We start from the raw sequence: 14564 nt of genomic DNA on the forward strand, positions 1-14564 counted from the left end.
CAGCCGATCCTTGTGGGTAATGACCAGCCGCCGCATTTGCCGCCGCAAGATCATTTCTAATAGGCGTTGCAGTCCTTTTTTGCGGTCATTCATGCCCGATCCAAGGTCACGGATGACCTCTGCCCGCCATCCCTTAGCCGCGCAGTACGTTTCTAACATTTCTTGCTGGCGGTCGAGGTCGGCTTTCTGGTCATGACTGGATACGCGGGCATAGCAGATGGTCGGCGCATCTACATCACCCAGCCCAAGCAGTTGCGCGGTGTCGTAGTAGCGTGTGCCGCCTTTGGTCTTACGCGCAGGGAGCAATTCTCCGGTGGCCTCCCATCGACGCAAAGCGTCTATGGAACACCCCAGGAGTTTTGCGGCCTCGCCTATCTTAACTAATCGCTTTTCCATTATCGTAGATTATCAGAGATAATCAGATATTGTAAGCGTCAGTTAAAAACCCTTTAATGCAGTCATCACGCAATCATCGCCTAAATGGATAACGGTTATGCAGTGGCTTAAGCGGTTGTACGCACGGCATCGAGTGACAGCGGGGGGCGTGACTACTCAGCCCACACGCCCGCCGGATTGGAAACTCATGCTTGATGATCTGTTTGCCGAAATGCAGGCGGGAAAACGGGCATCGGTCGGCAATCCCCAAGCCCAATGGGCAAAGGACTTTGACATCCTCCCCGCCCTACCTGCCTGCGCCGCGTGCGTCGCGGCAGGCAGGAAGGACGGGGATTCCCGGCATTGCTGCTGAGCGCTTTCTGCTTCGCCGAGACCTGCCAAATGCCTCAAAGAGACACCGGACTTACAGTTTCTCCACAGACTAACCCCGCCAGCCCGGCGGTTAAAATGAAGATAGCATCCATGTATAAAGAGAGCAAGCTACCAAAGAGGAGGCCTCGGGAACAGGAGCACGCTTTGCGTGCTGCGCTATCCCTCCTTGGCCTTGCGGCCGGGGTTTCCCGCGCAAACTGATGACACAACGGAGAGCCATGGCCTAGACTTTGAACAAGGCCGCCAGATTGCGATTTAACAGCGTTTCATTGCCTAAATTGAGCTCTACCAAGCGGCGCAGGTGTTGGGCACTTTCGATATCCATTTGCTCAACCTGTAGGCCGATGGTGCCATCGGCGACACGCACCACGGTGACTTCCAAAAAAATATCCAGTCCGGCGCCCAGGGGGACGCGCAACTGATAGCGTGTCTCATCCATGGCGTAGTGCTGATCGGCCTTGATCAAGGCACCGTGCAAAGAGAGGTCGATAAGATCGACTTTGCGTTCGCTATCGCCGGGCAGTGAAAGGTACGCCTCGCCACCAAAGCTGATGCGATTAAAACGCCGTCTGTTCTGTTCCTGAACCATCTAGGAGACTCCAATTCTGTACAAGTATCCGCCGCCAAATAGCGCATGTTCAGCGGCCCCAAGGGTTAAGCATGCGAAGGTGAGCGCACGCGCCTTTAGGATTTTTTCGGAAGGTTGACCAGGCGCGTGCGTGACAACCAGTCATGCAGCATCAATTTTTGCGGATGTCGCAGACTAAAGGCAAGCCCGATAAATATCAGCGCTGCGATCAGGCCGACTCCGGCATACCAGTGTCGTATCCACACATACACCAGCGAAAGAATCACCAGCCATTGCAAAAAGGCGTAGATAAAGCGCAGCAAGGCAAGATTCCAGCCCACCGCGCGTCCATCATCAGCGATGAGCTTGACCCGCCAGGCGCGCATCCCCAACGATTGACCGCCGTGCGTCCAGACCCAGCCATACAGAAAAAAGCTCACGCCCACAAGAATGGGCAGATTGAGCACAAACAGAGGGCTTTCGGGACGCATGCCCACCACAACCAGGGCAAAAGAGACAAAGACCAGGGTTCCGGCAAGCAAGAACGCATCATAAATGACCACCAGCAGGCGCTTGATCAGGCCGACCGGGGTGTAGTGGATGGCGGCAGTGCTTTCGCTTTCCAAAATAAAAGACTCCCAGGCAAGGTTAATGATGAAACGTCGGGCCCCCGCCCGGCACATATAGAGCGCCGGGCACCAGGCATTTAGCAGCAGTTTTCCTCAACCCAGTCGAGCAGCTCCAGCGCCGTCTCATCGTCATGCGCCTCAAAGAGTTCCCGCAAGGAATTAAGATGTGCATGGATCAAAAACAAATCATCGGGCTGCGGGCCCGAGGCGCCGGTACGTTTGTTCAACAGGTAGCTCACCAAGGGGCCATGTTCACCGGCACGCTCGGCATAGCTTTCAACCTGCTGCATGAGCTTTTCAGCATTGCCATTGCAATCAATGCCTTTGAAGCTGATATAGCGATCGATCACGGTGTTTTGCGAGGGGTTGCCCTGTTCTTGCATTGAAAAACTCCACTGGCTAAGGTGAGTATTGGATATGTGAGACTGGCGGCGGCAAAGCCGGCCAAGTCCCATGGATTGATTCCCTGTTATAGTGCGATTGGTACAAAATTGGAAGGATTTTGTAAATGCTTTATCACAGTCATGACCCCGCCAGCCTGCAAGCGGCGTTTATACAGCATTTAACCAGCCAGCCCCTGGCGGTGTTTGCCCATGAATTGATTCTGGTGGATAGCCCGGACACGGCGTTTTGGCTGCAAACGGCGCTGGCACAGCCCACACAGCACGGCGGTCTGGGGATTGCCAGCGGCTTTGATTGGCGTTTGCCGGGGGCTTTTTTGCATTGGGCCATGCAGCGGGTGCTCGGCCCCGTCTCGTCCAGCGCGCCGCCCTTGGAACCGGCCAGCCTGCAATGGCGGATCTGGCGGGTGCTGCCTCAGCTCCTGCCCCATCCCGACTGTATCCCCCTGGCCCATTATCTGGCCGGCGATCAGGGCCAGCGCAAGCGCTATCAGCTCAGTGTGCAGGTGGCCGGGCTGTTTGCGCAGTATCAATATTATCGTCCCCAGTGGCTGGAGGACTGGTACGCAGGGCAGATGATCCAGCGTGATCAGCCCACATCCGAGGGCGTGCCTTTAGCGCCAGAACAACGCTGGCAGGCGGTTTTGTGGCAGGCATTATGTGCCCAACACCCAGCAGATACCACCGCAGCAAGCCCCTTGCGTTACCGCGAGGCCCGTTTTCTGGAGGCCCTGCACCGCGCACAACTCCCGTCAACGGGATGGCCTGAGCGCCTGTGGGTGTTTAGCCTGGGGCGCTTGCCCGCGCCGGTCTGTAAAACCCTGGAAGCCATACAGCGTACCAAGGTCATGCGCCTTCATCTGTTTCTGCGACGCGGGAGCGAACTGGACCCCGCAAGACCGCATCCACTGTGTCAATCATTAGGCCAACGTTCGCGGGAACACAACGGCTGGCTGGCGCGGCTCACTGAGCCTGACGCTCACGCGCTGCCAATGCCGCCGGGGGCAGATACCCTGCTTGGGCAATTACAGCAGCAGCTGCGTCATGGCAAGGCCCCTCAACGGGCCAGCGCCATCGCCCCGGATGATCGTTCCATCGTCTTTCATCTGGCACACAGCGCCCATCGCGAGGTCGAGATCCTGCATGATCAAGTGCTTGACGCCCTAACGCGCACCCCAGGACTGCATCCTGGGGATATTCTGGTGCTATCACCGGATATTAGTGCCTATAGCGCAGCGATTGAGGCCGTATTTGGGCAATATGCCCCTCATCATCCGGCCTATCTTCCCTTTGCCATTCATGACCAGAACCCATTGCAGCATCATCCCTTGCTGTTGGCCCTGCAAGCCCTGCTTGATGCTGAATTCAGCCGCTGGCAACACAGCGAGCTTCTGGCCCTGTTGGATGTTCCTGCCGTACGCGAGCGCTTTGCCCTGCGCGAGGAGGATTTGCCCACCCTGCAACGCTGGATCAGCGAGTCTGGCATCCGCTGGGGGCTGGATGCGCCGCAGCGCACGCGCCTGGAGCTGCCGGATGGGCTTCATCAGCACACCTGGCAATTTGGGTTGCAGCGCATGTTGCTGGGCTATGTCACCGACCAGCACAGCGCCTGGCACGAGATCGAACCCTATCCCGAAGTCGCGGGGCTGGAGGCCGCATTGGCGGGTAAGCTGGCACAGCTGATCGACGCCATCCAGCGCCTGCAAACGCAGCTCCTGCAAGCGACCCATGCGGCTCAGTGGCAAACGCGCTTTACGCAGGTACTGGATGATTTTTTTGCCCCGAACAGTGAGGCGGAGATCGCGCTGCTATCGGCTTTGCGCCAAGCCCTGACACACTGGATAACACAGCTCAGCGAGGCCGGATTGGAAGACGATGTGCCGCTGGACGTGGCGCGAGCAAGCTGGCTGGCCGAACTTACCCAGCTGCCGAGTACGCCGCTGCGCTTAGGTGTGGTGAATTTTGCCAGCCTCAGTAGCGCCCGCCTGCGGCCAACGCGCTACCTGTGCCTGCTGGGGATGCACGATGGTGCCTTCCCACGTACCCCCGCGCAGCTGGAATTTGACCTGCTAGCCCCGACTTATCAAGCGGGCGATCCCTCCGTGCGTGAAGATGAACGCGAGGTTTTCTTGCAGGCACTGCACACCCCCCAAGACACCCTCTACATCAGCTGGATCGGCCGCTTTATCCGGGATAACAGCGAACGCCCGGCCTGCGTACCGGTAGGACAGCTGCGCGACACCCTTGCGGTGATGGCGCATCCTGATGCGCCACAGCACGGTGCCCGGCTGCTCGTCCGCCTCACCACACAACACCCGCTCCAGCCCTTCAGCATCCGCTATTTTTCCAGTGCCCCGGAAGATCATGGGCTATTTACCTATGCACAGCACTGGCGGCGCGTCCATCAAGCCATGACTTACGCCGTCCCAACGCTTTCTCGTCTACCGCCCATGGATCATGAAATGATTCTAAGAATCAATGATCTGCAATCCTTTTTACGACATCCGGTGCGCTATTTTTACAGCCAACGCCTGCGCATTGACTTTGCCAGATTGCCCGATGCCGAGGTTTTGGATGAGGAAGCCTTTAGCCTGGATGGACTGAGCCGCTGGCAATGCCACAGCGAGGTATTGGATCAGGCATTGCTTGAAGAGCACGACCCCGCACAACGACACGCCGTGGCACAGCACGCCATTGCCCGACTACAACGCGCCGGACGGCTCCCCTTATTCGGGCGCGGTGAGCCCGCTCGCCAGCAATTGCAAACCGTCACCGCCACGCTGCTTGAGCGCTATGAAGCGCTACGAAGCCAATACCCCAACCCCGTAGACGCCGTGACACTGGAACTCACCCAAGGCCCCCGCGTGATTCGTGATACCGTACACGGCCTGTATGAAAACGCCAGCGCGCAGCGCGCATCCATCACACTCTTACCCACCACGCTGAAAAACAAACATCACCACCTGGTCAGACCCTGGGTCAGGCACCTGCTGCTGTGTGCCAGTGGCCAAGCCTTAACCAGCTACCTCATCGCCCATGATCAAATCTGTTTTTGGCCGACATTGGCAGACACTGCCGCCACGCAATACCTCAGCGATCTCCTCACCGCCTGGGAAGAAGGCACCCAACGCCCGCTAGGACTGGCCTGCAAAACCGCATTTGCCTGGCTTGAGGCCCTCCACAAAAACGACGGCGACAACACCGCCGCTTCACACAAAGCACAGCAATGCTACGAAGGCAGCTACGCCCGCACCGGCGAAGTCTCTAACGACCTGTGCCTACTGCGCGAATTCCCCCGCTTTGCACCACTCATCGCCACCAACGACCTGCCCCAATGGGCCGAGCGACTCTACCAACCCCTGTTAAATATCGACATACGCACCGATACCTAGACGGTGTCGTCATGGCGATATTTTATCTTATCGATCTATTTGTGACGACGCACTCTATTTTTATGCACTATCCCAAAACCGGCAGCCAATCAAGGTGCAACAGCCCCCAGGCCAGTAAATGCAACACCGCCGCTGCCGCTATCCCGGCCAGGACATCATCCAGCATAATCCCCATGCCGCCGTGAACCCGGCGATCAATCCAGCGAATCGGCCAGGGTTTCCAGATGTCAAACAGGCGAAATAGCATAAAGCCCACGACCATCCATTCCCAACCGCTTGGTGCTGCGATCATTGCAATCAGATAACCGACAATCTCATCCCACACCACCGAGGGCGGGTCATCACGCCCGAGCTGGCGCGCCGCCAGCTCGCAAATCCACACCCCCAGGGCAAACAACACCAGGGTAATTCCCAGATACCACCACAGCGGTAAATCGGCCATCAGCCAAAATAAAAACACCCCCGGTAAGGTTCCCACCGTCCCCGGCGCCTTTGGCACCCGCCCGGTGCCAAAGCCTTGTGCAATAAATAAAATCATAGAATTCATAACGCGTTGATCTCCATGCTTTTCAGATTGTGTGTTTGCCTTTCAAGGCGTTGAATCACTGGAATGGTGAGCGCTGCCGGACGCAGACGGCCAGTCGATAAACCCCCGCGCATTTTAAGGTACACGATACCTGGTCATTGTCGCTACTTTGTTTGGCTCAGTAGACGGCGTCAACAGCGGTTAGCCGGGGAGAAATGCACGAAGCTTCGTTCAAGACGTTCCTTGCGAAAACAGGGCCTGGATAGAATGTTTAATCGCTTGCCCGCCGACGTGCGGCGCCCCTCCTTGAGGAGGAGGGGCGTTTTTAGAGGCGCAGCGCTTAGAGCGGGGTGTCGAAGGGGTGGCGAAGGAGGATGGTTTGTTCCCGATCCGGGCCAGTGGAGATGATGTCAATCGGCACGCCGGTGAGGCTTTCGATACGTTTGAGGTAGTCTCTGGCGTTTTGCGGGAGTTCCTCGTATTGGGTGATGCCCAGGGTAGAGCTTTGCCAGCCCGGCAGGGTTTCGTAGATAGGCTCGCAGGCGGCGAAGGATTCAGCGCCCGAGGGAGGGACGGCAAGATCCTGGCCGTCACAGCGGTAGCCAATGCAGACGTTGATGGTTTCAAGGCCATCGAGGACGTCGAGTTTGGTCACGCACAGGCCGCTGATGCTGTTGATGGCAATCGCCCGGCGCAGAGCCACGGCGTCAAACCAGCCGCAGCGGCGCGGACGGCCCGTGGTGGAGCCAAATTCATGCCCACGCCGGGCGAGATGTTCGCCCATCGCGTCAAACAGTTCGGTGGGGAAGGGGCCGGCGCCGACGCGGGTGGTGTAGGCCTTGGTGATCCCCAGCACATATTCAAGCCCCAGCGGGCCGATCCCGCTGCCGGTACACACGCCGCCAGCGGTGGTGTTGGAGGAGGTGACGAAGGGGTAGGTGCCGTGATCAATATCCAGTAATGCGCCCTGTGCGCCTTCAAACATGACCTTGGCGCCGGCCTGGTGAAGCTGATGCAGGCGCTGGGGCACGTCAATGACCATTGGGGCGAGAAGTTCGGCGGCTGCCAGCGATTGTTCCAGCAATGGCTGAAATTCGACCGGATCCGTTTTGAAATAGTGTTTGAGGACGAAGTTGTGATAGTCCAGCACTTCGCCCAGTTTGGCGGCAAAGCGTTCGCGGTGGAACAGATCGGCCAGACGCAGCCCACGACGGGCAACCTTGTCTTCGTAGGCCGGGCCGATACCGCGTCCGGTGGTGCCGATGGCGGCGCCGCCCCGCGCCTGTTCTCGCGCCAGATCAAGGCGGACATGGTAGGGCAGAATCAGCTGGCAGGCATCGGAGAGGCGCAGGCGTTCACGCACGGGCACGCCTTTTTGCTCCAGCATGTGCATTTCTTTGAGCAGGGCCTCCGGCGAGAGCACCACGCCGTTGCCGATGAGGCACTCCACCCCGGCGCGCAAGATGCCGGAGGGAATCAGGTGCAAGATGGTTTTTTCGCCGTTGATGACGAGGGTGTGGCCGGCGTTGTGGCCGCCCTGAAACCGTACCACGGCGGCAGCGCTTTCGGTGAGCAGGTCAACAATCTTGCCCTTGCCCTCATCGCCCCATTGACTGCCAATGACTACAACAAATTTAGGCATGTGTTAAATATCCGCAATAATCCACTGTTGGTTGTGTTGGTGCAAACGGCGCTGACACCCCAGCGCATCCGCCGTATCGCCCGGCGCTAGAGCATGTACGATGCACATGCCCTGGGCGCGCAGGGTGGCGATGGTCTGGGTTAATGCCGGGTCATCGCTGCAGGGGGCAAAAATGCGCTCTGGCGCGGGCGGTGTACTCGGTGAAAGCCCCGCCAGGGTTTTGAGATCCGCACTAAAACCTACCGCTGGCCGGGCCCGGCCAAAGACTTCGCCGATGGCATCATAGCGCCCGCCGCGAGCAATTTCCTGACCCATGCCGGGGGTGTAGGCGGCAAAGACCAGGCCGGTATGGTAGTGATAGCCGCGCAGTTCTGCCAGATCAAGATGCAGGCCGATGTCGGGATGTTGTGTTTGCAAGGCGCTGGCGGTGGCCTCCAGGTGGCGCAAGGCCGCCTCAATGCCCGGCTGTTCGGTAGGCAGGGCAGCGCGGGCCTCACCCAATACGTCCAGATCGCCGTTGAGTTGCGCCAAGGCCGCCAGCGCCTGACGATACTGCGGGGCGGCATCATGGGCGTTGAGAAACTCTTCAATCTCGGGCAGGGCCTTGCGTTGCAATAGCTCAAATAACAGGGCTTCCTGCGGCTGATCCAGCCGGGCCAGGGTGCTGAGCGTGCGAAAGATGCCGACATGGCCCAGGTCAAGGTGAATCGACGGGATCTCACAGGCTTGCAGCGTGGCCAGCATGAGTTTGAGGATTTCCAGATCACTGGCCAGACCGGCATGACCATAAAGCTCTGCGCCGATTTGCAGCGGGGCGCGTGAGCCCGCCAAACCATCCGGGCGGGTGCGCAATACGCTGCCCATATAACATAGCCGGGTGGGCGCACTGTGTTTGAGACGATGCGCGTCAATGCGCGCCACCTGCGGGGTCATATCCGCCCGCACGCCCATCAGGCGACCATTGAGCTGGTCGGTGAGTTTGAAGGTGTGCAGGGAGAGATCATGCGCCGCACCGGTCAGCAAAGACTCCAGATATTCGATCAGGGGCGGCATGACCAGTTCATAGCCCCAGGCGGTATAAATATCCAGCAGATGACGACGATAGTGCTCAAGCTTGCGCGCCAACGGCGGCAGGGCCTCGTCAATACCCTCAGGCAATAACCAGCAATTGGAATCTGTCATGAATTTTTGCCTAGCCTCTTACCCACCATAGCAGCAACAGTCCCGCGAGCATACAAAAAAGGCCGACGCCGCGAAAAACGCCGGTAGGGATCTGGGCCATTTGCAGCAGACGGCGACGGGTTCCAGCGGGGTCTAAAAACGGCAGTATGCCCTCGATGATCAACAACAGGGCAATGGCTGCCAGAAAATCCGTCCATAACATAATGGGGTCACTTGGGAGCAGGCAGCGAGCCGCACACGCAGGGTGTGCGGCCCACCATCGCTACGGCGGGCGCTTAACGACGCCCCGTGGCGGGTGCGGCGGCAGAGGGTTGTTCAATCCCCATTCTGCCTTGCGGATGGGTGAAGTAGCGGAAGAAGTCTGAATCCGGCTCCATCACGAACATATTGCCTGAGCCGCTGAGGGTGTTGCGATAGGCGGTCAGGCTGCGATGAAAGCGGAAGAACTCTTCATCTTTACCAAAGGCGGCGGCATAAATCTGTGCCGATCCGGCATCCCCTTCACCGCGCACGGTTTCGGCCTCACGGTAGGCATTGGCGACAATGACGGTGCGCTCACGGTCTGCACGGGCGCGGATGCGTTCGGCCTCTTCCTGCCCTCGGGCACGGAAGTCTTGCGCAATACGCTCACGCTCGGCGCGCATCCGGTTATACACCGATTCGCTGACCTCATCGGGCAGGTCGATGCGGCGAATGCGCACATCCACCAGCGTTACCCCCAGTTCGCGGGCCGTCGGAGTGGCCGCTTCACGGACCGCGCCCATGATGGTGATACGCTCACCGGCGACCACATCGCGCAGGGTGTAACGGGCAAACTCGTTACGCATCCCGTCGCGCAGAATCTGCGCCAGACGATCCTGAGCACTGCGCTCATTACCCCGCGTTGAACGGAAAAACTGGCCTACATCGTCAATGCGCCATTTGGCATAAAAATCGACGATGACGTTTTTGGCCTCGCTGGTCAAAAAGCGATCCGGCGGAATATCCAGCGTCAGAATCCGCGCATCAAATTTGCGCACATTGTTAACCAGCGGAAATTTCAAATGCAAACCCGGATCCAGATCAACCTTTTTGATCTCACCCAGGCTAAATAAAATGACGCGCTCGCGCTCGTCCACGGTATAAGTCGATAAGGAGATGATCACACCAAGGACCGCAACCGCCATCAGGATATACTTAAACATCAGCGAATCTCCCGGGTGCGTGGATCAGGACGTTGTGAGGACAGGCTGCTTTGCTGCTGCGGACTGCGCACACCTACCGTACTGGAAGAGGGCATGGGGCTCAGGTTTTGTGAAGCACCGCCCTCGCGCATCAGCTTGTCGATGGGCAGATACAGCAGATTATTGCTGTTCTGGGTGTCAACAATGACCTTGCCCACGCTGCCCAATACGCTTTCCATGGTCTCCAGATAGAGACGCTCGCGGGTGATGCTGGGCGCGTTTTGGTATTCCACCAAAAGCTGAGTGAAGCGCGCACTGTCACCGGTAGCCTTGGCGATGACTTGTTCACGATAGGCCTCGGCTTCCTGAATCAGGCGAGCGGCCTCACCGCGTGCCCGTGGAATCACGGTATTGGAATAAGCCTCGGCCTCATTGCGGAAACGCACCTCGTCTTCGCGGGCGCGGATGGCATCGGCAAAGGCCTCCTGCACCGGCTCAGGCGGCTGCGCCTGCTGCATACTGACCGAGGTGATGAAAATGCCCGATTGATAGGCATCCAGGGCTTCCTGAATCACAGTGCGGGCGGTCACGGCGACATCGCCACGGCCTTCACCGAGAATGAATTCAAGATTGTTTTTGCCGACTCGTTCACGAATCGCGCTTTCCATGATCTGGCGGGCGGTAATGTCAGGACTGCGCACATTGAAGAGAAAATCTTCCGGATCACGCACGCGATATTGCATGGCGATATCCACATCAATGATGTTTTCATCGCCGGTGAGCATCAGGGCGCGATGTTGCAGGCTGCGGATGGTATCGATATCGACGATCTCCACCCGCTCCACCGGATAAGGGATATGCCAGTTAGGACCCGGCGTGGCAACTTTCTGGAATTCGCCAAAGCGCAAGACCACGCCACGCTGTCCTTCGCTGACAATAAAAAAGCCCGAAGCCAGCCAGATGACAAGGGCGAGAATCAGCACCAAACTGATTCCTGCCGAAGCGGCACGGCCCATACCACCGCCGCCATCACCACCGCCGCCTAACAGGCCGCCGATCTGGTTCATCAGTTTTTTCAGGGATTCATCAAGATCCGGTGGGCCTTGGTTACCGCCACCGCGATGACCGCCACCCCAAGGGTCTTTGCTGTTTCTTCCTGGTTCGTTCCAGGGCATGAGCATACTCCAACGTTGAATGACTGAGTGTATCGTTTAGAAAAAGGGCAATCTAGCGAGGGAATGGTGCATTGTAGTAGCAGCTTGGATAAATATCTATGCTTTCCATGCAGCGACGGTTTTCAGCTGCCGCAAAAGCGGTATCAAAAAGATGCCGCGACGTGTTTATGCCGGACAGGTGTCCGGCGTTTCCTGGGTGAGCGGCGAATCCTGCTTAGCGCCCGGTGCGGCCATAGGTGTCTTCAAAGCGTACGATGTCGTCTTCGCCCAGGTAGGTGCCGGATTGCACTTCGATCAGTTCAAGAGGGATTCTGCCGGGGTTTTCCAGGCGGTGTACGACACCTAGGGGGATGTAGGTGGACTGGTTTTCGCTCAGGACAAAGCTTTCTTCACCACGGGTAATGCGGGCGGTGCCGCTGACGACGATCCAGTGTTCGGCGCGGTGGTGGTGCATTTGCAGGGAGAGTTTTTCGCCGGGTTTAACGCTGATGCGCTTGACCTGAAAGCGCTCGGCGCGGTCGATGCATTCATAGCTGCCCCAGGGGCGCGAGACGCGCCGATGCGCCTGGGCCTCGTGGCGATTGTCTTTGCGCAGGGTGGTGACCACTTGCTTGACCTCCTGAGTGCGCGCCTTGTCCATCACCAGCACGGCATCGCCGGTTTCAATGATCACCAGATTTTCAATACCCACCGCCGCAATCAGGCGGTTTTGCGCGTGGATGTAGCTATCACGCACATCCTGGCTGATGACATCGCCATGCAAGACGTTGCCGTTTTCATCGCGACTTTGCACCTGCCACATGGATTCCCACGAGCCGATGTCGTTCCAGCCGGCCTGCAGGGGGACCACCACCGCCTGATCGGTTTTTTCCATCACCGCGTAGTCGATGGATTCGCTGCGACAGCGCTGGAAGGCCTCGGCATCCAGACGGATGAAGTCCAGGTCGCGGCGGGCGTGCTGTAGTGCCTGTTGACAGGCTTTCAAAATATCCGGGGCATGGCGGGCCAGTTGTTGCAGGTAGGTGCTGGCCTGAAATAAAAACATGCCGCTGTTCCAGAAATATTGCCCGGTGGCGAGATACTGCGCTGCCGTTTTCGCATCGGGTTTTTCCACAAATTCAGCTACGGGATACACTTCGCTGCCGGCCTCGGCAGTCGCGGCGCGAATATAGCCATAGCCGGTCTGCGGGCTGTCGGGGACAATCCCGAAGGTGACCAGCTTGCCTTGCGCTGCCGCCGGGCGGGCCACGCTGAGCGCATAGTGAAAGGCCGCCAGGTCGTGTAACACATGATCTGCCGGCATCACCAGCAGCTGGGCATCACCGGGTTGCAGCAGGGCGGCAATGGCAACAGCAGGGGCAGTGTTGCGTCCACAGGGTTCCAGCACCATTGCCGCCGGGCTAATGGCCTTGGCGCGCAACTGTTCGGCCACCAGAAAGCGGTGTTCGCCGTTGCAGACAATCACCGGGGCGCCCGCGTCTTCAATGCCGCTGACGCGCTCCAGCGTGCTTTGCAACATTGACGGCCCACTAGCCCCGATGGATAAAAACTGCTTGGGGTAGAGTTCACGCGATAACGGCCACAGCCGGGTTCCGGAACCGCCGGATAAAATCACTGGAATCATCAGGTTATTCTCGCCTCAGCAGTCGATCAATAAGAACATCAAACAAGGGGGTCGGTTTGAACTGCTGTTTGAGGGTGTCTCGTGCATAGCGGGTGTCAATCCATTCCAGCAGGGAGCACGGATGGATGCGCTGATCCGCCAGATAGGCCGCAAAAAAATAGTCCAGCCGGCCGGTTTTGGCGTAGCGATAATGAAAATAGGGCCACAGGCGCAGCTGGTGCGTTTGCTCCAGCGCAATCCCGCGCATCCAGTGCAGATATAAGGTCGCCATCAGACCCGCCCGGTCAGCCCCCGATTTACAGTGAAACCAGGTGGGATATTCCAGCAGGGGCAAGAGATCATGCACCGCGTGTAAGGCCTCTGGCCGGGGCAAGTCACGAGAATGCAGTTTAAGTGTATGCAGCGCTACACCAAGCTCGGCGCAGGTGGCACGCTCCAGGGCAAGCATCGGATTGCCCGGTTCCTCACCGCGCAGATTGACGACACTGCGAATCCCGTAGCGCGGGATGTAGTGGCGCAGATGGCGGGGCGAGGGTTGGCCGGAACGAAAAGCGTGGGCATCAATGCGGTGAAAATTGGTCAACAAAAATTCGCGCACCCACCCATGATCCTGCCACATAGCTACAGCATAACTGGGTCTACGCTCCGCGGTGTGTTGAGGCGGCGGTTTTTCAAGGTTTGGCGCGGTCATCGCTTGTGGGCATCGCGGGGGCAGGGGTTTCAAGCACCTGCATGCGTGTCTCAATCCAGGCACGGGTTTTTTCCAGCACCGCCTCGGCGGTTTGGCCGCTGGGATCAATCGCCGGGCCAAACTCCATGGAAATTTTGCCCGGATAGATTAAAAAGCCACGGCGCGGCCAATATTGCCCGGAATTGTGCGCCACCGGGATGATCGGGCTTTGGGTGTTGACCGCCAACATGGCCCCGCCGCTTTTGTAGCGCCCCTGCTGACCGACTGGCATGCGCGTCCCTTCCGGAAAGATTACCACCCACAGGCCGCGCTGCAGTCGATCTGTGCCTTGGGCAATCAGCTGGTCGATGGATTTTTTGCCGGCTTTGCGGTCAATGGCAATAGGGTGCATGATCGCCATACCCCAGCCAAAGAAGGGGATACGCATCAATTCGCGCTTGAGCACCCACACCTGCGGCGGGATAAAGCGCTGAATCGCCAGGGTTTCCCAGGTTGATTGGTGCTTGGCCATGACAATGGCGGCGCCTTCGCGGGGTAAATGTTCCAGACCACTCACCTCGCAGTCCAGACCGCAGCAGCGTTTGAGCCACCAGATATTAAAGCGGCTCCATTGCGACATGACGCGATAGCGTCCGCGAAAATCCAGAGGCCATAAAATCAGCCAGCCGAATGTGGAGAAAATCATCGTGCTCAGCCCAAATCCCATCCAGAAAAGTATCGAGCCAAGATAGACCCCAAGGCTTGGACGGACAGTGTTCAGGGCGTTGTTAGTCATCATTTTTTTGTCTATGCAAACACATCGT

General features: G+C 58.3%; 15 protein-coding genes. 2 read left to right on the forward strand and 13 right to left on the reverse strand.

The genetic code is table 11. From position 1 onward, the window contains the following. Window positions 1-396, reverse strand: a 396-nt coding sequence (locus tag THISIDRAFT_RS12075; protein WP_221914013.1) for an IS607 family transposase, incomplete at its 3' end; no start/stop codon positions are given. A gap of 187 nt (window positions 397-583) precedes the next feature. Between THISIDRAFT_RS12075 and THISIDRAFT_RS12080 the strand changes: the two genes are divergently transcribed. Further along, window positions 584-748, forward strand: a complete 165-nt coding sequence (locus THISIDRAFT_RS12080) for a hypothetical protein (RefSeq protein ID WP_159098543.1) — start codon at window positions 584-586, stop codon at window positions 746-748. 243 nt (window positions 749-991) lie between these two features. Here the strand turns inward: THISIDRAFT_RS12080 and THISIDRAFT_RS12085 are convergent, their stop codons facing one another. From THISIDRAFT_RS12085 to cowN, 3 genes are all read right to left on the reverse strand, one after another. Beyond that, window positions 992-1357: a PilZ domain-containing protein gene (locus tag THISIDRAFT_RS12085; RefSeq protein ID WP_006786377.1), complete on the reverse strand. Its 366-nt coding sequence runs from the start codon at window positions 1355-1357 to the stop codon at window positions 992-994. A 95-nt stretch (window positions 1358-1452) separates the two neighbouring features. Continuing rightward, the gene (locus THISIDRAFT_RS12090; RefSeq protein ID WP_159098498.1) at window positions 1453-1962 is read right to left on the reverse strand and encodes an RDD family protein; all 510 of its coding nucleotides are present in this window, start codon (window positions 1960-1962) and stop codon (window positions 1453-1455) included. Window positions 1963-2042: 80 nt separating this feature from the next. After that, window positions 2043-2348 (reverse strand): N(2)-fixation sustaining protein CowN, encoded by a 306-nt coding sequence (gene cowN / locus THISIDRAFT_RS12095; protein ID WP_006786375.1) that lies wholly within the window; start codon window positions 2346-2348, stop codon window positions 2043-2045. 125 nt (window positions 2349-2473) lie between these two features. On the opposite strand from cowN, the gene recC reads away from it, so the two are divergent. Continuing rightward, on the forward strand, window positions 2474-5758 hold the full coding sequence (gene recC, locus THISIDRAFT_RS12100) for an exodeoxyribonuclease V subunit gamma (RefSeq protein WP_006786374.1): 3285 nt from the start codon (window positions 2474-2476) through the stop codon (window positions 5756-5758). Window positions 5759-5825: 67 nt separating this feature from the next. On the opposite strand, the gene THISIDRAFT_RS12105 is transcribed toward recC, so the two are convergent. The 9 genes from THISIDRAFT_RS12105 to THISIDRAFT_RS12145 form a co-directional block, all read right to left on the reverse strand. Beyond that, window positions 5826-6305: a phosphatidylglycerophosphatase A family protein gene (locus tag THISIDRAFT_RS12105; protein WP_006786373.1), complete on the reverse strand. Its 480-nt coding sequence runs from the start codon at window positions 6303-6305 to the stop codon at window positions 5826-5828. A 319-nt stretch (window positions 6306-6624) separates the two neighbouring features. Beyond that, complete coding sequence (locus tag THISIDRAFT_RS12110) at window positions 6625-7926, reverse strand: adenylosuccinate synthase (protein WP_006786372.1); 1302 nt, start codon at window positions 7924-7926, stop codon at window positions 6625-6627. Between the two features lie 3 nt (window positions 7927-7929). Beyond that, window positions 7930-9108: an ATP phosphoribosyltransferase regulatory subunit gene (locus THISIDRAFT_RS12115; RefSeq protein ID WP_006786371.1), complete on the reverse strand. Its 1179-nt coding sequence runs from the start codon at window positions 9106-9108 to the stop codon at window positions 7930-7932. A gap of 10 nt (window positions 9109-9118) precedes the next feature. Continuing rightward, window positions 9119-9310: a DUF2065 domain-containing protein gene (locus tag THISIDRAFT_RS12120; RefSeq protein WP_006786370.1), complete on the reverse strand. Its 192-nt coding sequence runs from the start codon at window positions 9308-9310 to the stop codon at window positions 9119-9121. A gap of 73 nt (window positions 9311-9383) precedes the next feature. Next, window positions 9384-10292, reverse strand: coding sequence for a protease modulator HflC (hflC, locus tag THISIDRAFT_RS12125; RefSeq protein WP_006786369.1), 909 nt, complete (start codon window positions 10290-10292; stop codon window positions 9384-9386). After that, the gene (gene hflK / locus THISIDRAFT_RS12130) at window positions 10292-11446 is read right to left on the reverse strand and encodes an FtsH protease activity modulator HflK (protein WP_006786368.1); all 1155 of its coding nucleotides are present in this window, start codon (window positions 11444-11446) and stop codon (window positions 10292-10294) included. The genes hflC and hflK overlap by 1 nt, the downstream gene beginning before the upstream one ends. A gap of 214 nt (window positions 11447-11660) precedes the next feature. Next, a complete protein-coding gene (locus THISIDRAFT_RS12135; RefSeq protein WP_006786367.1) occupies window positions 11661-13070 on the reverse strand; it encodes a mannose-1-phosphate guanylyltransferase/mannose-6-phosphate isomerase in 1410 nt (469 codons plus the stop codon). A gap of 4 nt (window positions 13071-13074) precedes the next feature. Beyond that, the gene (locus tag THISIDRAFT_RS12140) at window positions 13075-13668 is read right to left on the reverse strand and encodes a protein-tyrosine phosphatase family protein (protein WP_006786366.1); all 594 of its coding nucleotides are present in this window, start codon (window positions 13666-13668) and stop codon (window positions 13075-13077) included. A gap of 73 nt (window positions 13669-13741) precedes the next feature. Beyond that, on the reverse strand, window positions 13742-14446 hold the full coding sequence (locus tag THISIDRAFT_RS12145; protein WP_246585390.1) for a lysophospholipid acyltransferase family protein: 705 nt from the start codon (window positions 14444-14446) through the stop codon (window positions 13742-13744). Between the last annotated feature and the right edge of the window lie 118 nt (window positions 14447-14564).

It is taken from the genome of Thiorhodospira sibirica ATCC 700588 (assembly GCF_000227725.2).
GTDB lineage: Bacteria > Pseudomonadota > Gammaproteobacteria > Ectothiorhodospirales > Ectothiorhodospiraceae > Thiorhodospira > Thiorhodospira sibirica.

Bases quoted from the DNA above. Each gene is read 5' to 3' on its own strand.
- THISIDRAFT_RS12080 (WP_159098543.1), top strand. From the start codon at position 584: ATGCTTGATGATCTGTTTGCCGAAATGCAGGCGGGAAAACGGGCATCG.
- THISIDRAFT_RS12085 (WP_006786377.1), bottom strand. From the start codon at position 1,357: ATGGTTCAGGAACAGAACAGACGGCGTTTTAATCGCATCAGCTTTGGT.
- cowN (WP_006786375.1), bottom strand. From the start codon at position 2,348: ATGCAAGAACAGGGCAACCCCTCGCAAAACACCGTGATCGATCGCTAT.
- recC (WP_006786374.1), top strand. From the start codon at position 2,474: ATGCTTTATCACAGTCATGACCCCGCCAGCCTGCAAGCGGCGTTTATA.
- THISIDRAFT_RS12105 (WP_006786373.1), bottom strand. From the start codon at position 6,305: ATGAATTCTATGATTTTATTTATTGCACAAGGCTTTGGCACCGGGCGG.
- THISIDRAFT_RS12110 (WP_006786372.1), bottom strand. From the start codon at position 7,926: ATGCCTAAATTTGTTGTAGTCATTGGCAGTCAATGGGGCGATGAGGGC.
- THISIDRAFT_RS12115 (WP_006786371.1), bottom strand. From the start codon at position 9,108: ATGACAGATTCCAATTGCTGGTTATTGCCTGAGGGTATTGACGAGGCC.
- THISIDRAFT_RS12120 (WP_006786370.1), bottom strand. From the start codon at position 9,310: ATGTTATGGACGGATTTTCTGGCAGCCATTGCCCTGTTGTTGATCATC.
- hflC (WP_006786369.1), bottom strand. From the start codon at position 10,292: ATGTTTAAGTATATCCTGATGGCGGTTGCGGTCCTTGGTGTGATCATC.
- hflK (WP_006786368.1), bottom strand. From the start codon at position 11,446: ATGCCCTGGAACGAACCAGGAAGAAACAGCAAAGACCCTTGGGGTGGC.
- THISIDRAFT_RS12135 (WP_006786367.1), bottom strand. From the start codon at position 13,070: ATGATTCCAGTGATTTTATCCGGCGGTTCCGGAACCCGGCTGTGGCCG.
- THISIDRAFT_RS12145 (WP_246585390.1), bottom strand. From the start codon at position 14,446: ATGATTTTCTCCACATTCGGCTGGCTGATTTTATGGCCTCTGGATTTT.